This is a genomic window from Sulfitobacter sp. EhC04, assembly GCF_001650875.1.
In the GTDB taxonomy this organism is placed as follows: domain Bacteria; phylum Pseudomonadota; class Alphaproteobacteria; order Rhodobacterales; family Rhodobacteraceae; genus Sulfitobacter.
Genome location: NZ_LXYI01000034.1, coordinates 68040 through 94242 on the forward strand (window position 1 = coordinate 68040; position 26203 = coordinate 94242).

Below are 26203 nucleotides of genomic sequence, written 5' to 3' on the forward strand. Positions count from 1 at the left end.
TATTCAGGCCTGATCTGCAACCGTCAGCCGGATCATCCATGATATGCGTCATTGGCTGGAAATGATCGCTTTTGCAGACGGTTTTCCCAAGGTACGATGCCGGGTGAACCGCATCCGGTATTCGTAATAACCACCAACCCGTGATCGGAGCAGATATGAGCCTACCCAAAGCGGCAATCCGGCACCTGGTGACACATTCCGGCGGCTTTCACGCTGATGAGTTGTTGTCCTCGGTCATTCTGACCCGCTTGTATCCGCAGGCCGACCTTGTTCGCAGCCGGGACGCGGCCTGGATCACACCGGCCCCCGACAGGATCATATATGATGTCGGGCGGCAGTTTGACCCCGCTGCGGGAATTTTCGACCATCACCAACTGCCCGGCCCCCTCCGTGCGGATGGCCAGCCTTACAGTTCTTTCGGCCTGATCTGGGCCGCATACGGGCGCGATTATCTGCGTGCCCTTGCCGTACCGGAAAGTGACATCGAAGCGGTATTCGCGGGATTCGACAGGGGTTTCGTGCTGCCCGTCGACCTGATGGACAATGGGGCGCTGGACCCCGGCGTTGCAGGTCCACTTGCCGGATTGACCCTCCCGGTTCTGCTGGAGACGCTGAAACCGGTATTCGATGATCGCAGTCCGAAGGCAGAAGACGAAGCCTTTGCCGCCGCTCTGCCGATCGCCCGCGCCTTTGTCGAGGCGGCGATTGCCGGAAAGGCGGCCAAGCGGCGCGCGGCCACGATTGTTCATGATGCCATCAGCCAGGCGGGCCAGTCGCGGGTTCTGGAACTGCCGATGGGCATGCCGTTCCGTGCGGCCATTCTTGATGCGGGGGCGGATCACCTTTGGTTTGTGGTACATCCACGCGACACCGACTGGGCGATCACGGGGATCAGGAAAAGCGACGACAGTTTTGCGCTGCGTGCGGATCTGCCGGCGCATTGGGCCGGTTTGAGCGATGAAGAACTGCAACAGGCCAGCGGCGTGCCCGGTGCCAGGTTCTGTCACGCGGGGCGGTTCATTGCGGTTGCAGCCGACCGGGAAAGCGCGCTGCGCATGGCCGCCCTTGCGATTGATGCGGCAGACCAATTGGCTGCCGAAGCGATTTAGGTTGCCGGACACCGTGGCGGAATAGATCACGCAGAGGGGTTCCAGAAGGCTTGCCAAGCCAGCCCCGATGATGGAAAACCCCGCGCAGCGGTCCCTTAGCTCAACTGGATAGAGCAGCTGACTTCTAATCAGCAGGTTGAGGGTTCGAGTCCTTCAGGGATCGCCAGACTGTCTAATTAACTACTTGATAAGAATTGATTGTTCTCAAGGCGCGCTTTCTGCGTCGTCAATATTTCGACGCGTCCCTCGATTGCAGCACGCATCTCTTCCGTGCACAGAAACACAACACAGCCGGGTTCAAACCGTCAAGACCAAGGACTTTTCAACAAAATCAGTCCGAAGCGGGCAATTGCGGCGCGTGCTGAGTGGTCTGTGGATGATTTTGGCAGCCGACATCCAGGTAGCCTGTGGAGGCTGTGTCCAGCCCGCCAGTCGCGAGGGGGCAACCTGCGTCAACGCCGGTGCGCGAAACGCACCGGTCGTCAAGCCTTTCAAGGGCATTGTGGCGTGACGCCGATTGGCCGGGCGCGCCTTAGGCTCTGGACCCATTAATTCTATATTCACAGTTTGCCAGATTTTTTCGCAGACAAGAAGCATCTGCGCAGGAATTCCCTCTCGTGCATTGCTTCGCAATACCCTGCCGGGCAGTGGTGGTTCTATTTCAAGCAGATGTGACGCCTCCTCTCGGGACATTGCTGCGCAATGCCCTGCCGGGCAATGGGCTGCGGGAAAATCCGTCAAACCCGTCACGCCGAAGGCGTGCCAGCATAACGCGGCGCTCCTTCGGAGCGACGGGCGGTGATTTCACTTCATTTCAACGTCTTGGGTCGCTTGCAAATAGAACCACTATTGGCTGCTCGCCCCAAACCACTGAAATTTCGTGAAATCGCCGCTGAGCATATAGAATTAATGGGTCCGGAGCCTTAGTCACCGGAGGCAAGCGCCAGACCTTCGACGCTGCGCCGCCTGTTCGGAGTAATATCGAGGGACGCCTGGTAGGCTTGTCTGGCACCTGTCTTGTCGCCGACTGCCAGCAACATGTCTCCCAGCAGTTCCCGAGCAGGCAAAACGTGGCCCGGCGTGACCGGGGCCTTGCCTGCCTTGTCCTCCACATCCGCAGCTGCGCGCATGCGCTCTACAGCCGCCTCGGTATCGCCCTGCGAAAGCGCAACCCAGGCTTCGATGGTCTTGCTCTGGGCGTCCAGAAGCGCCAGCCAGTAGCCAAGGCCCCGCTCCTTCATCACCTGGCCCAATTCCGCGAGATGATTGAGCGCGTCCTCGGCGGCTGGCAGATCGCCGGCGCGCGCGGCCCCGATGCCCTTCGCATACCAGCGGATCGCCACGGCCTGCGGGAATCTGTCCCAGCTGATCGCCGGGTTCAGATCAGCGGGAAGGGCTGCCGCACGGGCCCAGTCATCCTGTTCCAGTGGCAACCGAGCGGCGGTGGCCGCTTCGGGGTAGGCTGAACCGAAATTGTTCTCCAGGTTGGGATGCGCATGCAGTTCGGCCAGAAGGGCCTCCGCCGCCCCGACGTCGCCTGCTTGCAGATGGGCGTAGACGGCATAGTCAATGGCATGGGGGTAATGATCGGCAATCACATCACCCTCCGACTGGGCCAGTACGGCGGCAGCGCTGCGCGCGTTCCAGGCCGCCGATTCTTCCCAAAAACCGAGGCGGGTAAAGATATGCGATGGCATATGCAGCGCATGCGGCACTTCGGGGGCGATCTTGTCATAGCCCCGAGCCGTTTCCAGTGCTAGGTCGGCAAGGGCGGGGTGATCGTAGGCGTGAATGGCATAGTGGTAGCCTGCGGGGTGCAGCGGAGCCTGCGTGCGCAGGGAGTCCATGCGGGCACCGGCATCGCGTAGTTCCGGCACCGCCTCGGGCCCGCGGGGGGCAACGGTCAGTTGGGCCAGCGCGTCGAAAGCTGCCGCGTCGATATCATCTGGAAAGGCCTCGTCAAGCTGGCGCTGTTTCGCGGCCCAGACGGACAGCCGTTCACGAAAGGTCTTGTCTTCACCGGAATAGAACGCCTGCACCGCCTCGATATAGGCCGCTTCCCGTGGCGTGCCGGCGTCCAGCTCTGCCAGGCGCGCGACGGCTGCGCGACCGGCTTCTGTTTCTTCGGGTGAGGGGCCACCGGGCCACAGTGGATGAAATTTTGTCATGGCGATGCCCCATTGGGCCATTGCGCAGTCAGGGTCGGCCTCCGTCGCCGCTTCGAATGCCTGGGCGGATTGCCGGTACATCATGTGATGGAGCAGCAGTAACCCTGTCTCGAATACCGGCTGTGCATCGTCATTGCAGGACGTGGCGAAGGCAACTTGTCCCAGATCGGCCGGGTTCAGGCCTTTCAATATTGTATCGAGGGAATGTGCCATGGAAGGTGCTGCCAACAGGATCAGCGCTGCTGTCGAGACGGATAGTTTCAGGCTCCGGGTGGATGGCATTGAATGGTCCTCCTTGCAGGGTAAATGCGGCCGCATCGCAACCGTTTGCGGTAAATGTCTTGGCAGCAATGGTCGGCATGTTATCCTTCAATCGGGGGCAAGAACGTGCTGAATGGCAAACGAAATGACTTGAAATCTTTTGAAATCGACCTCGGTGCTGCGCGGTTCGACAGTTCGTCTGGCTATCTGTTCGACGGGGAAGGACGGGAGCTGGAGCTGCGGCATCAGTCGCGCGAAGTGCTCATGGTGCTGGCGCAACACCCTGCCAGAACAGTGTCGCAGGCCACGCTGATCGAAAAGGTCTGGGCGGGCCGCGAAGTTTCACAGGACAGTGTCGCGCAATGCATCGCAGAGATTCGCCGCGTGCTGGGCGACAGCGAAAAGCGCCTGATCGAGACCGTGCCGCGAAAGGGCTATCGGCTGGTGCCACCGGCGTCTGCGCGCTCCCTGCCGCGTGGCAGGATATTTGTCGCGGTGGGTGCGGTTTTGATCGCTTGTCTGGCGCTGGTGTGGACCTTGTTTTCCCAGCCGCCTGCATCGCAGGGGCCGCCGGTTATCGCTGTACTGCCATTAGACGATTTCAGCGCGGCTCCGCATCAGGGCTATCTGAGCGATGCGGTCGCCGAGAGCATCATCACCATGTTGGCACGCTATCCCCAACTGACCGTGATTTCGCGCAGCTCCAGCTTTCAGTTTCGCGAGTCAGATCTGGGTACGTCAGAAATTGCAGAAAGGCTCGGAGCCGACTTCTTGCTTGAGGGCAGTCAGCAATTCGACGGATCGCGCTTGCGGATCACGGCGCAACTGATTGAGGGCACGTCCGAGGCCCATATCTGGACGGACGAGATTGACGTGCCTCTGGACGCGCTGCTGGAAGTGAATAGCCAGATCAGCGGCAAGATCGCCAATGCTGTGGGGCACAGCGTGATCGACACTTCCGAGGCGCGGATGACAGCAGGCGACGTCAGTGCGCTGATGATTGCGAACGCCGCGCAAAGCCGGCTCATGCGGGGCTTCACACGCGAAAACCTGATGAAGAACCTCGAAGAACAGGAAAAGGCGATCAGGGATTACCCCGATTCCGCCTGGGGCTATCTTGGCCAGGCATTGGCCTTGCGAAACGGATTACGCCAAGGTTGGATCGAAGGCGATGAAGCGGCGACGCGCAAGCGCATGCACGATCTCGCTCGGCGGGGCGTGGCGCTCGACCCGAACAATTTCATGGCCCACCACGCAATGGGGCGGGTTCTGATGTACAACCGTGACGTCGAGGCGGCAATCGGCGCGTTCCGGCGGGGGGTGGAGTTGAACCCGTCTTCTTCGTTCGTGACGCAGGGGTTGGCAGAATCGCTCCTGTTTGTCGGCAACACGGACCAGGCCCTTGAATTGATCGCCAGGCTGGAGCGCATCGACCCGCTTTACAGGTTCGGCGTGCAGTGGACGAAGGCCTGGGCCCTATGGCAAGCTGGAGATTGCGAGCAGGCCCTCGTTGCCTTTCAATCGACGCCGTCCATGCCGATCGCTGCGAACAAGGTACTTGCGGCGATCCAGTATTGCCTTGGAAACCAGGAAAAGGCGGCCAGTGCGATCCAGGAATACCTTGTGGAAAATCCAGCCTGGACTGTTTCTCGGGAACGGGAAAATAATACCGGCATGTGGACTGCTCAGGCTGCTCTTGAACGGTGGCTGACTGCACTCGAAGCCGCGGGCATGCCCTTGTGACAGGTTGGTGGCAAGTTTGACGGTTTGGCTTGCCGTTGAAAAAACATGAAAATCGTCTTCAGGGCAGAGATTGCACGTTCCCGCCCGCCCGCTGATCGGGGGCTAACCTTGCAAGAAAACTGCGCGATCCACGAATGGCGGCAATTCGAAGGTGGCAAGGCGATACATAGCCATTCTGTGCCGCAGGCGCAGATCGCGCGTGCGGATTCTTTTGGGTAGGTTCCGGCGGAACCTTAATCGTCATGATGCGTTCAACTGCATGAAGCTGAAATACATTTCTCCTGCCGCCGCCATGCTGCTGTCGCTTGGTCTGACCGGGCCCTTGTCGGCAGAGGTGGTGGGAAACGTGGATGTTGACTGGCTTGGCAATGACATCGTGGTCGAAGCGGTCGCGGACCCCAAGGTGAAGGGCGTGACCTGCCATCTTGCCTATTTTGAGCGGGGGCTGATCGACCGTCTGCAAAAGGGCAACTGGTTCGAGGACCCCTCCAATTCCTCCATCTCCTGCCGTCAGACCGGGCCAATCGAGGTCGGTGACATCGACCGGGGCGACGAGGGGGAGGACGTGTTCAGCGAACGGCGTTCCATCATCTTCAAGACACTGCGGGTCAAGCGTATCTTTGACGAGGCGAACCAGACGCTGGTCTATATCAGCCACGCCCGAGATGTGCAGAACGGGTCAGCCAAGATGTCGATGTCCACCGTGCCCCTGTTCGGGGCCGGGGTCGATTGATCGACAGAACAGCGTAAAGCCGCACATGCGATAGAACCTCGCTTTGCGCGGGGTTTTTCTTGGGTTACCATCGGCAAAAATCCGAGAAACGGGGCAGTAAAATGGTATCGACACGCAGAACATTCACCTTTGGGCTGGGGGCCTTGGGCCTGACAGCCTGTACGACAGGCGGTGGCGCGCTGGGCCCTGTGGCCAGCAGCGGCGCGGGCGGTCTGCCCGACGACCTGCGCCCGGTGTCCAATGGCGCATATGACGCCTGGGTCACGGCATTTCGCAGCAGGGCCGCCGGGCAGGGCATTTCACCCGCAACCCTGAGCGCTGGCTTTCGCGGCGCGGGCTATCTCCCCGGCGTGGTCACGCGCGACCGCAACCAGACAGAATTTTCCCGCACACTGGAGGATTACCTCGCCATTGCCGCCTCGGACGAGCGGGTCAGCAAGGGGCGCGCGGCCTTTTCCCGGCACCGCAGCACCCTTGCCGCCATCGAAAGCCGTTATGGCGTGGCACCCGAGATTGTCACGGCCGTCTGGGGGCTGGAGAGCTTTTACGGCGAGCGGCGCGGCAATGTGCCGGTGATCTCCTCCACCTCGACACTGGCATTCGACGGGCGGCGCGGCGCGTTCTTTGAAAAGCAGCTTCTGGCGGCGCTGAAGATCATCCAGAATGGCGACACCTCGGCCCAGAACATGACTGGCTCCTGGGCGGGGGCGATGGGGCATACCCAGTTCATCCCGACCTCATACGAGGCCTTTGCCGTCGATTTCACCGGCGACGGGCGGCGCGATATCTGGTCTGACGATCCGACGGATTCGCTGGCCTCTACCGCGGCCTACCTGCAGCGAAATGGCTGGACACGCGGCACCCGATGGGGCGGCGAGGTTGGCAATGGCGCACCGGCGGGCCGCGCGCTTCAGCCCCAGCCGGGCGGGCCGACCTTCAACGTCACGTCCAATTTCAACGTGATCAAGCGCTACAACAACTCTGACAGCTATGCGATCGGCGTTGGCCATCTGGCGGACCGCATCGCGGGTGGCGGGCCGATCCGGGGGAGTTTCCCCCCTGACAAGTTCGGCCTGACCAAGGACCAGCGCATCCAGTTGCAGCAACGACTGACCGCCAAGGGGTTTGACACCGACGGCGCGGATGGCGTGATCGGCCCCAACAGCCGCAAGGCGATTGCGGCCTATCAATCCAGCATCGGCCGCGCGGCGACTGGCGATCCATCGGTGGACCTGTTGCAGACGCTCTGACACCGGACGGTCCGGGCACTTCCGATGACCCAATTGCGGGGCAGGTGACAAAGTTGCCTGCCCCGTTTCTCATGGTGCCTGCGCGTAATGGCGGGAGAACTTTGGCAGCAATTTCAGCAGCCTTGCCCCGAATCGCCCATGGGCGCTACCATGGGTAGAATATTGTCATGTTTTTCTTTTCTTATTTTACGCAGCCGGGGTTCTATTATGCCACATTGGGCACTCAAATTTGTTCTGATGCTTGTCCTGTCGATCGGCGCGCTGCCCGCGCAGGCGCAGGTTGATCGCAAGCTCATCGTCATTCCGGGTATCGTCGGGTCCGAATTGTCGAACCAATCGGATGAGGTGATCTGGGGGCGCGTGAGTTCGCTCAAGTCTTCCAACTTTCGCCAGCTTGATCTGCTGCCGGAGAACGGCGATCCGGTGGCGTTGAAGCCGACCGATGCCTTGCGGGAGGTGCCGCTGGTGTTTGGCACGGTGAACATTGGTCTTTATGCCGGGCTGATCGACTTTCTGGTTGGCAAGCGGTCGATCTTTGACAGCGCGGCGCAGCGGCAGATCCTGGGCAATTATACCGAGGGTACGGATCTGTTTGTCTTTGCCTATGACTGGCGGCGGTCGAATTTCGCCAATGCGGTCCTGCTGAACGAATTCGTAAAGGCCCATGTCCCGGCGGGAGAGCAGTTTGATATTGTTGCCCATTCGATGGGGGGCTTGCTGTCGCGGGCGTTTCTATCCGATCTGCGCCCGCAGGATTTCTGCACCGACCCGGTGATGGAGACCGACCTGCCCGCAGCGGCGCGGGCGGCCACCTGCCACGCCGCCTATGGCACGCTGGGCGACGGCGGATGGCGCGGCATCGGGGCAGACAACCGCTTTTCCGAGGCATCGCGCCTGCACACATTTGTCGAGATCGCGACGCCGCATCAGGGCTCTGTCAACGTGGCCAGCACGCTGGTCGATGGCTGGGGGCGGCTGAGCCAGATCCTGATCGGTGGCAAGCGGGACATTCAGAACATCCTTCTGTCCATGGTCGGCCCCTACGAGTTGATCCCGTCCTACGAAAACTGCTGCGCCATGGGCGAGGCGGGCAGGCCCCAGAACTCTGTTGTGGCAGCGCTGGACGAAACCTATTGGTCCAAACTGGTGCTGGGGTTCGAGGTCGATCCCTGTCCCTATGCCCATTGCGCCTCCCGGCGCGCATTGCTGCTGATCGGATTGCAGAACAGGGCGCTGCTGGACCAGGTCTTTGCGCAAGGGTTGCCCGATACGGTGACCGCCAATCACGTCATGGTGGGCAGGCTGGTCGATGGCACCCGCGAAACGATGTATGTCGCGCGCGGGGCCGAAGGAGACGGGGTGGGTATCACCTATCGGACCAGCGCGCGCGGCGACGGCACGGTATACGAAGGCAGCGCCCTGGCGGATGGCAATCAGTCTTTTGTCCTGCGGTCGAAACATCCTTTCATCGTCGGCAGCGACGAGGTGCACCGATACGTTTACAACATTCTGATCGACCCGGTTCAGACCGTCCCGCAGATGGTGAATTCGGAACGGATTTTCGTTGGCGGGGGCGATGTGGAATCGCTGGTTCTGAGGGCACTGCCGCAGATCGCAGGCGTGGGGCAGACGGTTGACCTCAGGCTGGACCTGACCGCCGATTCCTCTCAGAACTTTGATGGCGATGATCTGGCAACCGCTCGGATCGAATTGATCCTGACGTCTTACAGTACAGACGCGCCGGTCTGGCAGCAGTCGGTTGGGTTGAACGAGGGTCTTTCCTTTGCCGCCGGAGGGTTGGCTGTCTTTACCGCCAGCCTGCCCGCGCCGGGCGAAGGGGTCTATCTGGTGACTGCGCGGATTGCCGACCGAAGCATCGCGCAGGAACTGTTGCATGTGCTGGAGGATGAATCATGAAGCGGCGATTGTCACGGGTCCTGCAATCTGCGGCACTGCTGGTTGCGCTGTGGGGCGGACCTGCTGCGGCGCAGGACTGGCCGGAATTCCTGCAAACCAAGCAGCTTTTCCGCGTGGTGGTGACCGGGCTGGGTGCTGACGGCACCGCGCTGCAACCGGTCAAGGGCACCGCCTGGGCCGTGGCACCGGGCATTTTGATCACCGCTGATCACGTCACCGGCAAGGCGCTGAATTACAAGAACATGTCCTCTTCCGACAAGGTTTTCATCCCGCGCCGGGATGTGACGGTAGAGGTCGGAGCGACCAGGACATTCCAGGGCATGCCCGCAGAGAAGTATCCGCAAGGCATCGTGACGACCTCACCTTTCGAGAGCATCGACGCGGCGCGCATCGGTTTTCCCGACCTGATGGCAACCCCGTTTGACCTGAGCGCCTGCGACATCACGGCGAGTGCCAGCTATCGGGTGTTGAAATTCAACGACGGCAACGTGTTCCAGCCGAAACAGGTGCCGATCACGCTGAAGGCTTATGGCCGGTCCAATCTGGGCGACGCGGGCAGCGTGGTCGTGATGACGGGGCCAAAAGGCACGATCATCGAGGGCGACAGCGGGTCGCCGGTGCTTGGCCCTGACAACCGGGTGATCGGGTTGGTCTCTGCGATCAACCCCGACAGCGGCAGCGACGTGCGCGACGAGGTCCATGTGACCCTGGTGAAATCGTTTCTCGACCTGATCCCGTTGCAGATTGGCGCGCAGGAATACCTGGATATCCCATGCAGCGATCGCATTCGCCTGCGCCGCATCGACGATCTGCAAACGGACCTGACCGCCGCGCAGGACGCGATGACAGAACTGCGCGCGCAAAAGGACGCGCTGGCGGAAGAATTCGCATCGCTGCGCAAGCGCAACGAGTTGTTGATGACCCAGGTCAATACGCTGATGCGCAACCAGATCCGGCTGGCAAGCGAGGCTGAGCGTGCAGGCACCAGTGAACTCGGGCTGCCCGAAACCGTTGGCCTTGAGATGCTGGCAGCCAATGAGTTGCTGCATGAAACCGGTAAGAACCTGTTCGAAACGCTGACCATCCTGCCGCCGCTGCGCCCTACCGTCACCCGCATCTCCAGTGAATTGGGGAACCCGGAATGGACCCTGTCAGGTTCGGTCAGTTCGAAAAATGACGTCGCGATCAGCCTGTCCTATGACCGCGCGCTTTCGGGCCCGCCCTATGCCGAGGAACTGGTGTTCTGCTTCACCCCGATCGCATTTGACGTCCCCCCCGGCACGCCAAACGATCAGGACCCGACAAACCGCAACTTCTATGTCCCATTCGAAGGGCCGTTCGAACCAAGCCAGAACCTGCTCAACTGGCCGTTCGAGGCGGGCAGCAACGCGCCCGATAATTGCTATCCCGCGATACATTCGGGCCAGAACGCGGGCAACCCCGCGTCAGATTCCGTGACGACAGGCAGCTTCCAGTGGAGCCGTAATCAGGGTGCCTTGCTGGATTTGATCAGGGATGCTCAGCGCCGCTATCCGGGCAGTGACTGGGACGGTCTCTATTATTTTCAGGTGTTCGAACTTGTCCCCGGCAGTGCAGAGGGGGCAGCAAGGTACAAGATTCACACCCGTGCCCTGATTGATCTGCTGCGCGACGCCGAGAGTGCGAATGAAGGCTCGGCAATGCCCTGCAAAATCTTTAAGGATGGTCCCAGCCTGACCCAGGCTGTCGCGGATGGTGTGGAAAACCTGCCGAAGGAAACCGAATGTTCCAACGATATCTGATCGCCCTGTGCCTTGCGCTGCTGACGACGCTGGCTGGTGCCGCACATGCCCAGTCAGAGGCGCGGCTGCGGTTCGATACGATCTTTGATCTGCCCTTTGTCCAAAGCCTTGAGTTTGCGCCCGGCGGGCGCGAATTGTTCGTTGCGGTAGAAGGGCATCTGTTGCAATGGGAGCTTGATCCGCTCAACCTTGTCCACCACCAGAATACGCAGATTCTGGCGAATGAGATGGTGCTGGGGCCAGATCGCAAACTGTATTCAGTTGGCCTGGGCAGCGCGCGCGGCTCTTTCAATCAGGCGGGCAGCAAGGCGGTGGCATTTGGCCGGGACGGGGCCAGCGGCACGGCGTTCGAAGCGGTCGAGGCCAATTCGAACCTGGGGATTTCGCAATATTCCTCCATCGCCTTCGACAGCGGCGGCAATGCGATCCTGGCCAGTGCCAGCAGCTTTACCGCCAGCCCCTTTCCGCGCCGCGAAGACCTGCAGAGCGGCGGCGCGCGCAATTATCCGCAGCTCAAGTTCCGTTGCGGCGGCGTTTCACAGCTCTCGATCTTTGCCATAGATGGCGTTGACCACTACCTCGCATCGACAGCCGGGCAGGCCACGCTGGAGTTCGGCAAGCTCGACCTGGGGGGCGAGCGCGGCGCATCTGGCGAATGTTTCATGGTGGAACAGATGGAAAAGGGTCAAAAGCGCCAGCCGACCTTTGACGCGGTGCGCCATGCGGTGATTGATCTGGGCGATACGCCGTTTTCCATCGAAGGTGCCAGCAAGGCGATCATGGTGCTGAACCCGAACAGCAACAGGTTGTCGCTGTTTCGCATCGAACCCTTCGGCGAAACACATTTCCTGTCCCGCCTTGGCGCGCTTGAGCTTGAATTGAGCAAATTCATGCCCTCGGACGCCCAGGAAGCCGTGCTGACCGACCTTGCCACCGACGCAGAGGGCCGTGAGGTACATGTCAGCAGCACCTCTGCCAGCGTCGTGCTGCGGTTCGAGTTCGACGGCACCGGATTGAACTATCGTGGCCGCATTGCCACCGGCGCACCTGTCCAGCGGCTTGAGATGAGCAGTGACGGTGCCGCCGCTGCCATCGTCACGGGCCGCGCGCCCTTTGGCGGGGATTGGCGTATTACCGTGATCGAAAATCCGGCTGCCCTGTCGGATTGGTTGCAGGTGCCCGCCAGTTTTCCATCCATCAAGGCCCTGCAGGAACAATTGAACACACAGGATTTGTCGGCAGGTTTTCCGGATGGTATCCTGGGGCCGCAGACAACGGCGGCTGTCGGGGATTTCCTGTCGGGAAAGGGCCGGACATCGCCGGGTTCGAACGAAGCTGACGGGCAAGCGCAGATGCTTTATCAGAGCATTGTCAGCTCGTTCCCGAAATACCTGCTGAAGGAAAAACCCGCTCGGTTGGTCAACGACTGAACAAAGGAAAACACAATGTCCAAAGTCCTTTCCCTGCTTGCCGTTCTGTCCACGCCCCAGGCGGATGCCCTGCCGAAATGCGACACGGCCCAGACGGTGCAGGGCAGTACGGTCTATTGCTGTTCGCTAACCAATGGCCAGCAATGCTGCTCAGGGTCGCTTGATTCCGGCAGCAAACCGGCGGGCTGCGGCTGCTGAGTTCAGCAGTACCTTTCAGGCCCTTCCCACTGGGCCGCGTTATAGCGGTCCCCATGCGCCCAGCCGACCGGCAGCACGGTCTCGATGCGCGCCAGATCCTCGGCTGAGAGGTCGATTTCAGTGCCCCGGATCAGCTCTTCCAGGTGGGACAGGTCCTTTGTTCCCGGAATCGGCAAGATCCGGTCGCCCTGTGCGATCAGCCATGCAATCGCAAGGGCGGCGGCGGGTTCCCCCATATCTGCCGCAAGCGCACGAAAGTGATCTGTGGCGGCGATATTCGCGTCGTAGTTAGGCTGCATGAAGCGCGGATTGCCCTTGGTGAAGGCCAGCGATTGTGCCTTGGCATAGCTGAAGGGCGTGTCGGTCAGAATGGCGCGCCCGACCGGCGAAAACGCGACCAGCGTGGTGCCAAGTGCGCGACAGGTCTGCACCAGCCCCAGTTCCGGCGCACGGGTGGACAGGGAATATTCCGATTGGACCGCCGCAATGGGGCATTCGGAAAAGGCCCGGCGCAGGGTGGACGGTGCGATCTCGGAAAAGCCGACGGCGCGCGTTTTGCCCTTGTCCATCAGGTGTTTCAGCGTGCCGGCCACCTCTTCGGGGCTGTGACTGCGGTCGTAGCGGTGGACATAGAACAGATCGACATGATCGACCCCCAGCCGTTGCAGGCTTTCGTCCAGTGATGCCTCCAGGTGGTCGGGATCGTTGTTGAACCGCCGGTCCGGATCACGGGTGATGCCTGCCTTGGTCGCCAGAACCATGTCCTGCCGCGCGCCGGGTGTCCTGGCAAACCACTCTCCGACGATCTGCTCTGACCGTCCGTTGCCATAGACATTCGATGTGTCGATGTGGCTGACACCTGCCGCGCGGCAGGCATTCAGGACCGCGTGGCTGTCTTCGACGCTTGCATCGCCATAAATACCGGCAAAGGACATCGCACCAATGCCGAATTGTGAAACATTTGGGCCATCGGGGCCAAGGCGGACGGTTTTCATATGCTGTTCCTTTGAGTGTCTGATCTGCCGGGGCAGGCCAGAGCATCAGTTGCTGGATGTTTCTGTCGCTTTCAGAAAAACGGCCAATCCGGATGTCCGCAAGCAGATAGGTCGAAAATCTGCCAAGTGTCGCCGAAGGACCCCTTGACCCTCCAGTGACTGGAGGCCCTACATCGCAGTTACCACTTCAGAGCGAGGAAAGTTTCAGCCATGGCCGACATGCGGGCAAACCAAGACGGGCAATCTGCCAAAGACATCATCCGCGATCCCGTTTGCGGGATGACGGTTGATCCGGATACGGGCAAACCGACGGCAGAGCATGATGGCCGGACCTATCATTTCTGCGCTGCCGGTTGCATGAAGAAGTTCGAGGCCGACCCAGAGGCCTATCGCACCGCAACCGACCCGGTCTGCGGCATGACGGTGGACCGCGCCAGCGCCGCACATATGGCCAAGCACGCGGGCGAGCGGTTCTATTTCTGCTCTGCCGGGTGCCAGACAAAGTTCGAGGGCGCACCGGAACACTACCTTGGAGACCGGCCAGACCCGGAACCCGCCCCGGAAGGCACGATGTACACATGCCCGATGGACCCCGAAATCGTACAGGACCATCCCGGCGACTGCCCGATCTGCGGCATGGCACTGGAGCCGATGACACCCAGCCTCGACAGTGGGCCACACCCGGAATACGTCGATTTCAAACGGCGGCTCTGGATCACCGCGCCGCTGGCGCTGGCGGTCTTCCTGCTGGAAATGGGCTCGCATGTCGGCATTCCCTTTGCCGACTGGATCGGACATCGGGCCTTTGGCTGGCTTCAGTTTGCCCTAGCGACGCCTGTGGTGTGGTTTTGCCGCATTTTCTTTAGACGCGCGTGGAATTCCGCCCTGAACCGCAGCCCCAACATGTGGACGCTGATCGGGCTAGGCACCGGGGCGGCCTATCTGTTTTCCATCGTGTCGCTGCTTGTCCCCGGTATCCTGCCTGCGCAGATGCAGGACGGCATGGGCATGACGCCCGTCTATTTCGAGGCAACGGCGGTGATCCTTGTGCTTGTGCTGGTCGGGCAGGTGATGGAGCTGGCGGCTCGCGAACGCACAGGTGACGCGATCCGCGCGCTGATGGACCTCGCGCCCAAGACGGCGCGGCGTGTATCGGGTGACGCGGAAGAGGACGTGCCGCTGGACGCCTTGCACAGCGGCGATATCCTTCGGGTGCGGCCGGGCGAAAGCGTGCCCGTCGATGGCGTCGTGACAGAGGGGCGGTCGTCGGTGGATGAAAGCATGATCACCGGGGAACCTGTGCCGGTCGAGAAAGTCGCGGGTGAAGCGGTCACCGGAGGGACGCTGAACAAGACGGGATCGTTCCTGATGGAAGCGCAGAATGTCGGCGATGACACCACCCTGAACCGGATCGTGCAGATGGTGGCCAGTGCGCAACGCTCCCGCGCGCCGATTCAGGCCGTGGCGGACAGGGTAGCGGGCTATTTCGTGCCCGCGGTGGTCGCCTGTGCCTTGCTGGCCTTTGCACTATGGTGGGTCTTCGGGCCTGCGCCCGCGCTGTCCTATGCCTTTGTGGCGGCGGTCTCTGTCCTGATTATTGCCTGCCCCTGTGCGCTTGGACTTGCGACGCCGATGTCGATCATGGTCGCTTCGGGGCGCGGTGCGCATGCCGGGGTTCTGATCCGCGACGCAGAGGCGTTGGAACGCTTTGCCAAGGTTGACGTGCTGATTGTCGACAAGACCGGCACGCTGACGGAAGGCAGGCCGAGCCTGACAGACGTGGTGCCGCAGGGGATCGAAGAGGCTGAGCTGATGACCCTGGTCGCGGCGCTCGAGCGGGGATCCGAACACCCGCTGGCCGAGGCGCTTGTCGCCGGTGCGAAAGAGCACGGTGCTTCCCGAAAGGACTGCCATGATTTCGAGGCGGTAACGGGCAAGGGCGTCACCGGGACCGTGGAGGGCCGCAAAGTCGCGCTTGGCAATGCGGCGCTGATGGCGGACCTGTCGGTGCAGACCGGTGATCTTGCCGACCGTGCAAAGGCGCTTCAGTCCGAGGGCAAGACCGCCATGTTTGTCGCCGTGGACGGGCAGGTGGCGGGGCTTGTTGCCGTCGCCGACCGGATCAAGGAGACGACGCCCAAGGCGATCCGTGCGCTGCACGACCTGGGCCTGCGCATCGTGATGGCCACGGGGGACGCCGAAGCCACCGCGCAGGCTGTTGCAAGGGAACTGGGCATCGACGAGGTTCATGCCGGCGTCAGCCCGGAAGAGAAGGGTGCGCTGGTCAGGAGCCTGAAGGGCGAGGGCCTGTCGGTTGCCATGGCCGGGGACGGGGTGAACGACGCCCCCGCATTGGCAGAGGCGGATGTGGGCATCGCCATGGGCACCGGTGCCGATGTCGCGGTGGAAAGTGCTGGCATCACGTTGGTGAAGGGCGACCTGACCGGCATCATCCGCGCGCGGAAACTGGCCGAGGCAACGATGCGCAACATCCGCCAGAATCTGTTCTTTGCCTTTGTCTACAACACTGCGGGGGTGCCGATTGCCGCAGGCATATTATATCCCTTCCTGGGGGTGCTGTTGTCGCCCATGGTTGCGGCGGCCGCGATGAGCCTGTCATCCGTGTCGGTGATCGGCAACGCGCTGCGGCTCAGGGCGCAGAAGTTGTGAAAGGCGGAAGGGGTCTTATGTTGCTGGCAGAAGATGCCTCCGGAATGAGGCCAACGCAGATGGACCCTGTATCAGGGGGAAAGGAGCCTGCCCATGAACATCGGACATGCCGCGACCGAGACGGGCCTGACCGTCAAGACGATCCGCTACTACGAGGAGATTGGCCTTGTGGACCCGGAACGGGCCGAAAACGGCTATCGGGATTTTGGCGACCAGCAGATCACGCAGTTGCGGATGCTGGCCCAGGCCCGGCATCTGGGATTCGGGCTGGAGGAATGCCGCAGGCTTCTGGACCTCAACGCCGACCCCGAGCGGGCCAGCCGTGATGTAAAAGCGCTGGCGCTGCGCAACCTTGATACCGTGCGGTCGAAGATCGACCAGTTGAAGGCGCTGGAAGGGCAGTTGGAAACACTGATTGGCCAGTGCCACGGCGATGACGACCCGCAGTGCGCGATCCTGAATGGATTGAACGGAAGAACGGGCCTTGTGCCCCGCACGTCGGGTTGAGCCGGCAATCGGGCCATTCGACCAGCCAGGCGACAGTTCGCAGAGGCCGGGAGGGAAATCGACGCATTGCTCACGCGTAACATGCAGGCAGGCAATGATGCGATCCTTGGAGCCCCTGAAAAGAAGCTCACTGAACTGGAGAAAACGAAGATGCCAATGGTCGCAACCCTTGCAGAATAGGCGTCGAGACCAAGTGGTATGAGGAATTTCTGAGACTCTCCCTCAGGTTTCTCTCAAGTCCTTGTAAAATTTGGGAAAGCGGTGATGCAAACGTACACGGAATCGTCCTGAGATTGGGTTCTCGGGCGGATCCACGTACCCTCGAAACAGGGCGCCGAGAACACTTGAAAAGCATGTCTCTTCAGGGTCTTGGCCGTTCTTTTTGGGCGTATTTTATGGTGCTGCTGGAGAGAATTGAACTCTCGACCTCTCCCTTACCAAGGGAGTGCTCTACCTCTGAGCTACAGCAGCGCCGATGAGCGGGGTGATTAGACGCAAACCGACAATCGTGCAACCCTAATCTGGACGGCTCCGGGTCGCTGCGATAGACACGCTGCATGGCAGAGCGGCAGGACCCCAAAACACCCGGCAAGAAAGCATCTCCGCGCGAGGATCGGCTCAAGGCTGCGCTGAAGGCGAACATGGCGCGTCGCAAGGCGCAGATGCGCGCGCGGGCGGCACAGGACACAACAGAAAGCCGCAAAGGCGCTAACGAGGAAAGCAGTTAAGATGGATTCTATTCTGGTCAAGGGCGGCGGCGCGCTGCAGGGGCAAATTCCGATCGCGGGGGCCAAGAATGCCTGCCTTGCCCTGATGCCCGCAACGCTGTTGTCCGAGGAGCCGCTGACGCTGACCAATGCGCCGCGCCTCAGCGATATCCGCACGATGACACAGTTGCTGGGGTCATTGGGGGCAGAGGCGACATCGCTGCAGGATGGTCTGGTGCTTGCACTGTCCTCGCATGGCGCGATCAACACCCGTGCGGATTACGATATCGTGCGCAAGATGCGGGCGTCCAACCTTGTGCTGGGACCGCTGCTGGCGCGCGAAGGACATGCGGAAGTGTCCCTGCCCGGCGGTTGTGCCATCGGTGCGCGCCCGATGGATATCCATACCGATGGGTTGGCAAAGATGGGTGCGGACATCGAGCTGCGGGACGGCTATCTGCATGCCAAGGCGCAGGGCGGGCATCTGAAGGGGGCGGTGATCGACTTTCCCTTTGCATCCGTCGGCGCGACCGAGAACATCATGATGGCGGCGACGCTGGCCAAGGGGACCACCGTCATCAACAATGCCGCGCGCGAGCCCGAAATTGTCGATCTGGCCACCTGCCTGCGGGCGATGGGGGCGCAGATCGACGGCGATGGCACGTCGCGGATCGAGATTCAGGGTGTGGACCGTTTGCATGGGGCAACGCACCGCGTGGTCACCGACCGGATCGAACTGGGCACCTATATGCTGGCACCGGCGCTTTGCGGGGGTGAGGTGGAGTGCCTGGGCGGGCGGATCGACCTGCTGGAGGCCTTTTGCGAGAAGCTGGACGCGGCAGGTATTGCCGTGACTGAAACGGACAAGGGTCTGAAAGTTGCACGCAAGAACGGTCGCATCCGCGCGGTCGATGTCACGACCGCACCGTTCCCCGGTTTTCCGACCGATCTGCAGGCCCAGATGATGGCGCTGCTCTGCACCGCAGAAGGCACTTCGGTGCTGGAAGAGAAGATTTTCGAGAACCGTTTCATGCATGCGCCGGAACTGATCCGCATGGGCGCCGATATCGAGGTGCATGGGGGCCATGCGACGGTCAAGGGCGTGCAGAAACTCAAGGGCGCGCCGGTGATGGCGACGGACCTGCGCGCGTCGATCTCGCTGATCCTGGCTGGGATGGCCGCCGAGGGCGAAACCAAGGTGGCGCGGGTCTATCATCTGGATCGGGGCTATGAACATGTGGTGGCCAAGCTGTCGGGCGTGGGGGCCAACATTGAACGGATCAAGGAATCATGATTGAGGACGCAAGGTTTGAAGATGGCCGCGAGGCACCGCTGAATATTGGCGCGCTGGACGCGGATGATCTCAAAGTCATTGCGTCGCTGACGCAGGATGCGGTCTTTCCGGCGTCCGAAATGCGCTGGGACCGCAAGGGGGGCCGTTTTGCGCTGCTTCTCAACCGGGTCCGGTGGGAGGACGCGGGCAACGAACGCCATGCGCCCGAGCGTGTGCAATCGCTGCTGGTATTCGACAACGTGCAAAAGGTCGCCTCGCAAGGTGTGACAAAGGGCGATGCCGATACGATCCTGTCGCTGCTCAGCATCGCGTTCGATGAGACTGACGCGCCTTCGGGTCATGTGGATCTGACATTGGCAGGGGACGGGGCGATCCGGCTGACGGTCGAGGCGCTGGAAGTATCGCTGAAGGATGTGACGCGGCCCTATGCGGCACCCTCCGGCAAGTTGCCCCGGCATGACGGCTGAGGTTCGCGTCGCGGCACACGCTGACGCCGATATATGACCTGAACCAATCCGCCGACGTCATATGCGCAGACCTTACTGCCATCACGTTGGTGCAGAGCCTGACCCCTAAGCGTACCCGCCCGGCAGACGCCTCACGTCGCGCGCGCTCTTGAGGGTTGGCGATGTGGCAGCTATGCACGGGCCAGCAAAAGGATGCGCCCATGCCCGTGTTTCTAGATCAACGCCAGCCCGACTTTGAAACCCGCTTCACCGCCCTGCTGAACGCCAAGCGCGAGGACAGCCCCGACGTGGACGCCACCGTGGCCGGTATCATTGCCGATGTGCGCGCGCGGGGCGATGCTGGCGTAATCGAACTGACGGAGAAATTCGACCGGATCATCCTGAGTGCCGATCAAATGGCCATCAGCGCGGACGAGGTTGCGCAAGCGGTCGAAAACGTCCCCGCCGCCGAACGCGCGGCCCTTGAAACCGCAGCCGCACGCATCCGTGCCTATCACGCGCGGCAACTGCCGGAAGATGCGGAATGGACGGACGAGGCCGGTGCAACATTGGGCTGGCGCTGGACTCCGGTATCGGCGGCGGGCCTTTATGTGCCGGGCGGGCTGGCAAGCTACCCCAGTTCCGTCTTGATGAACGCCATCCCGGCTGCGGTCGCCGGGGTCAACCGCCTTGCCATGGTGGTGCCAACACCCGATGGCGTGCTGAACCCACTGGTGTTGCTGGCCGCGCAGCTCTCCGGCGTAACGGAGATTTACCGCATCGGCGGCGCGCAGGCTGTGGCGGCGCTAGCCTATGGCACCGAAACCATCGCGCCGGTGGACAAGATCACCGGCCCCGGCAACGCATTTGTCGCCGCGGCCAAACGCCGGGTCTTTGGCAAGGTTGGTATCGACATGATCGCGGGCCCTTCCGAGATCCTGGTGATCGCGGATGCGGACAACGACCCGGATTTCATCGCTCTCGATCTGCTCAGCCAGGCCGAACACGACGAAAGCGCACAAAGCATCCTGATCACCACCGATGCGGATTTTGGGCAGGCGGTTGCGGCCTCGGTGGATAAATACCTTGAAACGCTGGAACGGCGTGCGATTGCAGGGGTGTCCTGGCGCGACAACGGGGCGATCATCACGGTGCCCAACCTTGCCACGGCGGCGGAACTGTCGAACCGCATCGCGCCCGAGCACCTTGAGCTTTGCGTGGCAGACCCAGATGGCTTGAGCGCGCAGATCACCCATGCCGGTGCGATCTTCCTCGGCCAGTGGACCCCGGAGGCGATTGGCGATTATGTCGGCGGCCCGAACCACGTCCTGCCGACGGCGCGGTCTGCCCGATTCTCATCCGGCCTGTCGGTGCTGGACTTCATGAAACGCACAACGCTGGCACGGATGACGCCAGAGGCCCTGCGCGCCATCGGCCCTGCTGCCGAAACACTCGCAGCCTCGGAAAGCCTTCAGGCACATGGGCTGAGCGTCACGGCACGTCTGAACAAGCTGAACCAGTAACCGCGCGCTGCGGCGCGGCACCGTTGCGATTGCCCCGCGCTGCGCGCTGCGCTATGCCTATGCGACTTTCCTGCCTGAGGTCCATCCATGTCCCGCATCTCCCATATCGTCCTTGACGATGCCAACCTGCCGCCCCCGACGCCCGAAATAGAGCAGGAGCGCAAGGTTGCGATGTTCGACCTGCTGGAAGACAACCACTTTATCATTCCGGCCCGTGACGACCGCCCCGTTCCGGAAGGGCCCTATCACCTTGGCCTGTCGATCCGCGATAAGCGCCTGGTGTTCGACGTGGCGACCGAAAAGGACGAGAAGGCGGCGGAGTTTCATCTGTCGCTGGGACCGTTTCGGCAAGTGGTCAAAGACTACTTTCAAATCTGCGAAAGCTATTTCGACGCGGTCAAGAAACTGCCGCCCAGCCAGATCGAGACCATCGACATGGCCCGTCGCGGCATCCACAACGAAGGCTCCCGCGTGTTGCAGGAACGCCTGGAGGGCAAGGCCGAGATCGACATCGACACCGCCCGTCGCCTGTTCACCCTGATCTGCGTCCTGCATTTCGGCGGCTGAACGATGGCGGCGCTTCCTCAGTCCGTGCTGTTCTGCTGCGACCACAACGCGGTGCGTTCGCCGATGGCGGAAGGGATCATGAAGAAGTTCTATGGCACCGACACCTATGTGCAATCCGTGGGCGTCAAGAACGACCTGGAGATTGACGGCTTTTCCATCGCAGTCTGCGCGGAAATCGGTGTTGAACTGTCGCGCCACCGCTCGCGCAGTTTCGACGAGATGGAGCAATGGGGCGACGATCTGTCTTCCTTCGATCTGGTGATAGCCCTGTCCCCGGCAAGCCAGCGCCGCGCGCTGGAACTGACGCGATTCTTCCATCTTGAGGTTGAATATTGGCCCATTCTGGACCCGACGGGTCTGGGCGAGGGACGCGAGGCCAAACTGGTGCAATTCCGCGCTGCCCGTGACCAGATCAAGACCCGCCTGATCGACCGTTTCGGCGATCCGGTTTGCCCCGACAATTAGGATTTTCACATGGCTGACATCATCAATACCTACTTTGACGCCTTCAACGCGGGCGACACCGACGGGATGCTGGCCTGCCTGACCGATGACGTGGCCCATCACGTCAACGAGGGCAACCAGCGCGAAGGCAAAGCGAAATTCGCGGCGTTCTGCGCCCATATGAGCCGCTGCTACAAGGAGAACCTGACCGACATGGTGATTTTCTCTGACCCCGAAGGCACGCGCGGGGCGGCGGAATACACGGTCAACGGCACCTACCTTGAAACGGACGCGGGGCTGCCGGAGGCTCGGGGGCAGACCTACCGGCTGCCGGCGGGCTCGTTCTTTGACTTGACGGACGGCAAGATCAGCCGCATCACCACCTATTACAATCTGTCGGACTGGACCGCGCAGGTCAGCTGAGATGGCCTTGCGGATCACGCCCCTCACCGGTGCGGCGCTGGCCCAGGCGCTGCCGGATGTCGCAGGGCTGCGCATCGCGGTCTTTGCTGAATGGCCCTACCTCTATGACGGCGACCTGGCCTATGAGGAACGCTATCTGCACAGTTACCGGGACAGCGACCGGGCCATTGTTGTGGGGGCCTTCGACGGGAAAACTCTGGTGGGGGCCAGCACCGGGACGCCACTGACGGATCACGCGGATGATTTCGCCGCCGCCTTTGCCCCGACCGGGATTGACCTGTCAGAGGTGTTCTATTGCGCTGAAAGCGTGCTCTTGCCCCACTACCGGGGGCAGGGGATCGGGCATCGGTTCTTTGATGCAAGAGAGAGCCATGCCCGCGCCCAGGGCTTCGCCAAGAGTTGCTTTTGCGCGGTGATCCGGCCCGATGATCACCCGGCACGCCCCGCCGGTTACCGCCCGCTTGATGCCTTCTGGCGCGCGCGGGGATACCGGCCGCTCGACGGGGTGATCGCCGAATTTCACTGGAAGGACCATGCCGAGGCCGAACAGTCGCCGAAACGCCTGCAATTCTGGATCCGCGATCTGTGAGGGTGCCGGAGTTTTGGAAAACTCCGGACAAATTTTTCCGAAAAAATTTCGCCCGTTGTCAGGTTTGCGCGCAGACCGCCGCCGCGTTCTGGCCGAACTCTTTCCAGGCCTTCCAGAAGCGTTCATTGTTGGCATTGTCAGATTGGCGGATTTCCTGCAACTGATGCGGATCGCGGAACATCTTGGCCCCCCGGCGCTGGTCTGCTGATGAAAGTGACTGGTCCGCCACCGCCTGCACGCAGCCACAGCGGGTTCTGGACGCTGCCTTGCGTCCGTCCGACTGGCAGGCCTGCTGAATTGGCCCGCTTGCAAAGGGAACAACCACTGGTGCGGCTGAATACCCGCCGCCATAGCCCGTTGCATTGCTGCTGGAATACCTGCTGCCGCCACCACAGGCGGCCAGCCCCAAAACGGCGACAAGCGCCACACCGATACGCATCATCATAACTGCCCTCTGCCCGGACCGTGGGGTTTGCCCCTTGGTGGTCCCTGATTTGCTCTGCCGCAGAGTATGCCTGAATCGGGATGGCGGGGCAATTCACGTTTGATTGCGGGCGTTGACTCCTGTGCGGTTCAGGTGTCGGTTTCGGGTTTGCTTGGCAAATTCGATAAAATTGCGGTCGGCAAGGGCTATGGCGCGGAAGCGCGACAGTTGCAGCCGCATATGAACAGACAGGATGAACCCGCACCGCTGCGTTTTGACCAATTGACGCTTGCCCCGCGCTGCGCCATATCCCCATACATGACACCGCTTTCACACATCCGCAATTTCTCCATCGTCGCGCATATCGACCATGGGAAATCCACGCTTGCCGACCGGCTCATCCAGGAGACGAACACCGTCTCCCTGCGCGACATGAAGGCGCAGATGCTCGACAGCATGGACATCGAACGCGAACGGGGCATCACCATCAAGGCCCAGACGGTGCGGATCAACTATACCGCCGATAATGGCGAGGATTACATCCTCAACCTGATCGACACGCCCGGCCATGTCGACTTTGCCTATGAGGTGTCACGCTCCATGCGCGCAGTCGAAGGATCGCTGCTGGTGGTGGATTCGACGCAAGGTGTCGAGGCGCAGACGCTCGCCAACGTCTATCACGCCATCGACGCGGACCATGAGATCGTGCCGATCCTCAACAAGATCGACCTGCCCGCCAGCGAATGCGACCGCGTGGCCGAACAGATCGAGGATGTGATCGGCATCGACGCCTCGGGCGCGATCCGCGTCTCGGCCAAGACCGGGCAGGGCATCCATGAGACACTGGAAGCGATCGTGCACCACCTGCCCGCGCCCAAGGGCACGTTGGATGCGCCCTTGAAGGCGATGCTGGTGGATTCGTGGTACGACAGCTATCTCGGCGTCATCGTGCTGGTGCGCATCATGGACGGCCAGCTGAAAAAGGGCGACCGCATCAAGATGATGCAGAACGGATCTGTCCACCACGTCGACCGGATCGGGGTTTTCCGGCCCGTCATGACGGAAATCGACGTTCTGGGCCCCGGCGAGATCGGCTTCCTGACCGCTTCCATCAAACAGGTCCGCGACACCCGCGTCGGCGATACGATCACGCATGAGAAAAAGGGCACGGACAAGGCGCTGCCGGGCTTCAAGCCCGCGCAACCGGTCGTCTTCTGTGGCCTCTTCCCCGTCGACGCCAATGATTTCGAGGACCTGCGCGACAGTATCGAGAAGCTGGCCCTGAACGATGCCTCCTTCAGCTTCGAAATGGAAACCTCCGCCGCGCTCGGTTTTGGCTTTCGCTGCGGGTTCCTGGGGCTGTTGCACCTCGAGGTGATCCGCGACCGGATCGAACGTGAATATGACATCGACCTGATCACCACCGCGCCATCGGTGATCTATGACATCCACATGAAGGACGGCACCGTCAGCCAGTTGCACAACCCCGCCGACATGCCCGACCTGACCTATGTCGACCACATCGAGGAACCGCGGATCAAGGCGACGATTCTTGTGCCTGACGAATACCTTGGCGACGTGCTGAAGCTTTGCCAGGACCGCCGCGGCATCCAGATGGACCTGACCTATGCCGGGTCCCGCGCCATGGTCGTCTATGACCTGCCGCTCAACGAAGTGGTGTTCGACTTCTACGACCGGTTGAAATCGGTCACCAAGGGCTATGCCAGCTTTGATTACGCGATGATCGGCTATCGCACCGACGCGCTGGTGAAAATGTCGATCCTGGTCAACGACGAACCCGTCGACGCGCTGTCAACCATGGTCCACCGCGACCGGGCAGAGACGCGGGGCCGCGCGATGGTCGAAAAGCTCAAAGACCTGATCCCCCGCCACATGTTCAAGATCCCGATCCAGGCGGCGATTGGCGGCAAGGTCATCGCGCGCGAGACGCTGAGTGCCATGCGCAAGGACGTGACGGCCAAGTGTTACGGTGGGGACGCCACGCGGAAGAAGAAGCTGCTGGAGAAGCAGAAGGCGGGCAAGAAGAAGATGCGCCAGTTTGGCAAGGTGGACATTCCGCAGGAAGCTTTCATATCAGCCCTCAAAATGGACAGCTGAAAGCTGTCCATTTCGGGCTGATATGAAAGACGGTGGGAGGCAGCGTATTGCGTAGCAATGCGCGTTCCCGCTTGGTTGTGTTTTGGGTGTTGGGTTAGTCAAGATGGATGGGTGAAGCTTGGCTATCTTGGGGGTGTTAGTTCTCGGACTCGCCAAGGCTTTGCTCGCGGCTTCAATAAAGTAAGATAAATTGCGTTTTGGGATAATGTCGTTATTCTGATTAGTGCATCCTGCTAGAGGTTGGCGTGGAATCCAACTCTAGCAGGGCTGCGGTGCGCAGACGGAGCCTGCAAGGGAGTCTTCGTTTGGACCGAAGCTCCTATTCCGGTTCAGAGGACATTGCGATAATTACATTCGCAATTTTTTTCGCCTCCTGGTTTTTGAGATCAAAGGGGAGTCCACAGACCGTCACCACGACGTCGGATCTGATCGGAATTGGGATAGACAGTCCGCCCAAAGCCCCCCCCATTAACCCGTTATCCTTTGACCTTTCGTTGGGCAAAGTAGGGGGATGATCAGCAGTTGTGTCTTGTCTATCTTTTGCGGTTTCGGTCGTTTGGGTGCGTCTAGTGCGTGCCCCATTTATTTTAAATCCGGCGGGATCGTCTGTGTATGTAATGAAGTCCTTAATTGCCTTAAAGACACGAGATTTATATGTCTTCAAGCTGTCTGGCGTATAGCTGCGACCCTCCAGATTGCTGAAGCGAGTGAACACACTATCAAGGTCTAACTTTCGTACGTCGCTCCTTTCATCTACCTCGAGAATTCCCAGCATCTTGTTACACGCTGCCCGCCTTGCCACTACAGTTTGTTTGGGCATTAACCCTTTGTCTTCAAGGTACCTCAGAAATCTCTCGAGATTCTCGACTGAATAGCTATCTGTTGATGCGGGCATTTTCTGTCTCC

General features: G+C 61.1%; 23 protein-coding genes and 2 tRNA genes. 20 read left to right on the forward strand and 5 right to left on the reverse strand.

Annotated elements, in window-relative coordinates:
- Positions 1 to 155 precede the first annotated feature (155 nt).
- A complete protein-coding gene (locus tag A8B82_RS15160) occupies positions 156 to 1109 on the forward strand; it encodes an MYG1 family protein (RefSeq protein ID WP_067294147.1) in 954 nt (317 codons plus the stop codon).
- An 89-nt stretch (positions 1110 to 1198) separates the two neighbouring features.
- Positions 1199 to 1275, forward strand: a tRNA-Arg gene (locus A8B82_RS15165).
- Positions 1276 to 2032: 757 nt separating this feature from the next.
- Here the strand turns inward: A8B82_RS15165 and A8B82_RS15170 are convergent.
- Positions 2033 to 3559: a hypothetical protein gene (locus tag A8B82_RS15170; RefSeq protein ID WP_082899329.1), complete on the reverse strand. Its 1527-nt coding sequence runs from the start codon at positions 3557 to 3559 to the stop codon at positions 2033 to 2035.
- 105 nt (positions 3560 to 3664) lie between these two features.
- Here A8B82_RS15170 and A8B82_RS15175 point away from each other — a divergent pair, with 105 nt between their 5' ends.
- The 7 genes from A8B82_RS15175 to A8B82_RS15205 all read left to right on the forward strand — a co-directional run bounded on the left by A8B82_RS15175 (position 3665) and on the right by A8B82_RS15205 (position 12590).
- The gene (locus A8B82_RS15175; RefSeq protein WP_235604708.1) at positions 3665 to 5281 is read left to right on the forward strand and encodes a winged helix-turn-helix domain-containing protein; all 1617 of its coding nucleotides are present in this window, start codon (positions 3665 to 3667) and stop codon (positions 5279 to 5281) included.
- A gap of 292 nt (positions 5282 to 5573) precedes the next feature.
- Positions 5574 to 6014: a CreA family protein gene (locus A8B82_RS15180; protein ID WP_138069783.1), complete on the forward strand. Its 441-nt coding sequence runs from the start codon at positions 5574 to 5576 to the stop codon at positions 6012 to 6014.
- Between the two features lie 101 nt (positions 6015 to 6115).
- Entirely contained in the window at positions 6116 to 7264 is a 1149-nt protein-coding gene (locus A8B82_RS15185; protein ID WP_067294152.1) for a lytic murein transglycosylase, read from the forward strand.
- 207 nt (positions 7265 to 7471) lie between these two features.
- Positions 7472 to 9181, forward strand: a complete 1710-nt coding sequence (locus tag A8B82_RS15190; RefSeq protein ID WP_067294155.1) for a lipase/acyltransferase domain-containing protein — start codon at positions 7472 to 7474, stop codon at positions 9179 to 9181.
- A complete protein-coding gene (locus tag A8B82_RS15195) occupies positions 9178 to 10962 on the forward strand; it encodes a hypothetical protein (RefSeq protein WP_067294158.1) in 1785 nt (594 codons plus the stop codon). The genes A8B82_RS15190 and A8B82_RS15195 overlap by 4 nt, the downstream gene beginning before the upstream one ends.
- The gene (locus A8B82_RS15200) at positions 10944 to 12392 is read left to right on the forward strand and encodes a peptidoglycan-binding domain-containing protein (protein ID WP_067294160.1); all 1449 of its coding nucleotides are present in this window, start codon (positions 10944 to 10946) and stop codon (positions 12390 to 12392) included. Before A8B82_RS15195 ends, A8B82_RS15200 begins: the two co-directional genes overlap by 19 nt.
- Before the next feature lie 15 nt (positions 12393 to 12407).
- Positions 12408 to 12590: a hypothetical protein gene (locus A8B82_RS15205; RefSeq protein ID WP_067294163.1), complete on the forward strand. Its 183-nt coding sequence runs from the start codon at positions 12408 to 12410 to the stop codon at positions 12588 to 12590.
- A 2-nt stretch (positions 12591 to 12592) separates the two neighbouring features.
- Here A8B82_RS15205 and A8B82_RS15210 read toward each other — a convergent pair whose 3' ends face one another.
- Complete coding sequence (locus A8B82_RS15210) at positions 12593 to 13585, reverse strand: aldo/keto reductase (protein WP_067294166.1); 993 nt, start codon at positions 13583 to 13585, stop codon at positions 12593 to 12595.
- A gap of 210 nt (positions 13586 to 13795) precedes the next feature.
- Between A8B82_RS15210 and A8B82_RS15215 the strand changes: the two genes are divergently transcribed.
- Together A8B82_RS15215 and A8B82_RS15220 are read left to right on the forward strand one after the other, a co-directional pair.
- The gene (locus tag A8B82_RS15215) at positions 13796 to 16255 is read left to right on the forward strand and encodes a heavy metal translocating P-type ATPase (protein WP_067294169.1); all 2460 of its coding nucleotides are present in this window, start codon (positions 13796 to 13798) and stop codon (positions 16253 to 16255) included.
- A gap of 93 nt (positions 16256 to 16348) precedes the next feature.
- Complete coding sequence (locus A8B82_RS15220; protein ID WP_067294172.1) at positions 16349 to 16762, forward strand: MerR family transcriptional regulator; 414 nt, start codon at positions 16349 to 16351, stop codon at positions 16760 to 16762.
- 396 nt (positions 16763 to 17158) lie between these two features.
- Here the strand turns inward: A8B82_RS15220 and A8B82_RS15225 are convergent.
- Positions 17159 to 17233: transfer RNA gene (locus A8B82_RS15225), tRNA-Thr, on the reverse strand.
- 86 nt (positions 17234 to 17319) lie between these two features.
- Here A8B82_RS15225 and A8B82_RS24360 point away from each other — a divergent pair.
- The 8 genes from A8B82_RS24360 (at position 17320) to A8B82_RS15260 (ending at position 22755) form a co-directional block, all read left to right on the forward strand.
- Positions 17320 to 17490, forward strand: coding sequence for a hypothetical protein (locus A8B82_RS24360; protein ID WP_162841714.1), 171 nt, complete (start codon positions 17320 to 17322; stop codon positions 17488 to 17490).
- A 1-nt stretch (position 17491) separates the two neighbouring features.
- Complete coding sequence (murA, locus tag A8B82_RS15230) at positions 17492 to 18763, forward strand: UDP-N-acetylglucosamine 1-carboxyvinyltransferase (RefSeq protein WP_067294175.1); 1272 nt, start codon at positions 17492 to 17494, stop codon at positions 18761 to 18763.
- Positions 18760 to 19230 (forward strand): DUF2948 family protein, encoded by a 471-nt coding sequence (locus tag A8B82_RS15235; protein ID WP_067294178.1) that lies wholly within the window; start codon positions 18760 to 18762, stop codon positions 19228 to 19230. Before murA ends, A8B82_RS15235 begins: the two co-directional genes overlap by 4 nt.
- Before the next feature lie 200 nt (positions 19231 to 19430).
- Positions 19431 to 20732 carry a histidinol dehydrogenase gene (gene hisD, locus A8B82_RS15240; protein WP_067294179.1) on the forward strand — a complete coding sequence of 434 codons (1302 nt, stop codon included), beginning with the start codon at positions 19431 to 19433 and terminating at the stop codon, positions 20730 to 20732.
- A gap of 87 nt (positions 20733 to 20819) precedes the next feature.
- A complete protein-coding gene (locus A8B82_RS15245; RefSeq protein WP_067294182.1) occupies positions 20820 to 21299 on the forward strand; it encodes a UPF0262 family protein in 480 nt (159 codons plus the stop codon).
- A 3-nt stretch (positions 21300 to 21302) separates the two neighbouring features.
- Positions 21303 to 21764 (forward strand): arsenate-mycothiol transferase ArsC, encoded by a 462-nt coding sequence (locus A8B82_RS15250; protein WP_067294184.1) that lies wholly within the window; start codon positions 21303 to 21305, stop codon positions 21762 to 21764.
- 9 nt (positions 21765 to 21773) lie between these two features.
- Positions 21774 to 22166 (forward strand): ketosteroid isomerase-related protein, encoded by a 393-nt coding sequence (locus A8B82_RS15255; RefSeq protein ID WP_067294186.1) that lies wholly within the window; start codon positions 21774 to 21776, stop codon positions 22164 to 22166.
- 1 nt (position 22167) lies between these two features.
- Positions 22168 to 22755 (forward strand): GNAT family N-acetyltransferase, encoded by a 588-nt coding sequence (locus A8B82_RS15260; RefSeq protein WP_067294188.1) that lies wholly within the window; start codon positions 22168 to 22170, stop codon positions 22753 to 22755.
- Positions 22756 to 22813: 58 nt separating this feature from the next.
- Here the strand turns inward: A8B82_RS15260 and A8B82_RS15265 are convergent, their stop codons facing one another.
- On the reverse strand, positions 22814 to 23200 hold the full coding sequence (locus tag A8B82_RS15265) for a hypothetical protein (protein WP_235604709.1): 387 nt from the start codon (positions 23198 to 23200) through the stop codon (positions 22814 to 22816).
- A gap of 297 nt (positions 23201 to 23497) precedes the next feature.
- On the opposite strand from A8B82_RS15265, the gene lepA reads away from it, so the two are divergent.
- Positions 23498 to 25297, forward strand: coding sequence for a translation elongation factor 4 (lepA, locus tag A8B82_RS15270; protein WP_067294388.1), 1800 nt, complete (start codon positions 23498 to 23500; stop codon positions 25295 to 25297).
- A 319-nt stretch (positions 25298 to 25616) separates the two neighbouring features.
- Here the strand turns inward: lepA and A8B82_RS15275 are convergent, their stop codons facing one another.
- The gene (locus tag A8B82_RS15275; RefSeq protein ID WP_067294191.1) at positions 25617 to 26192 is read right to left on the reverse strand and encodes a hypothetical protein; all 576 of its coding nucleotides are present in this window, start codon (positions 26190 to 26192) and stop codon (positions 25617 to 25619) included.
- Positions 26193 to 26203 lie beyond the last annotated feature (11 nt).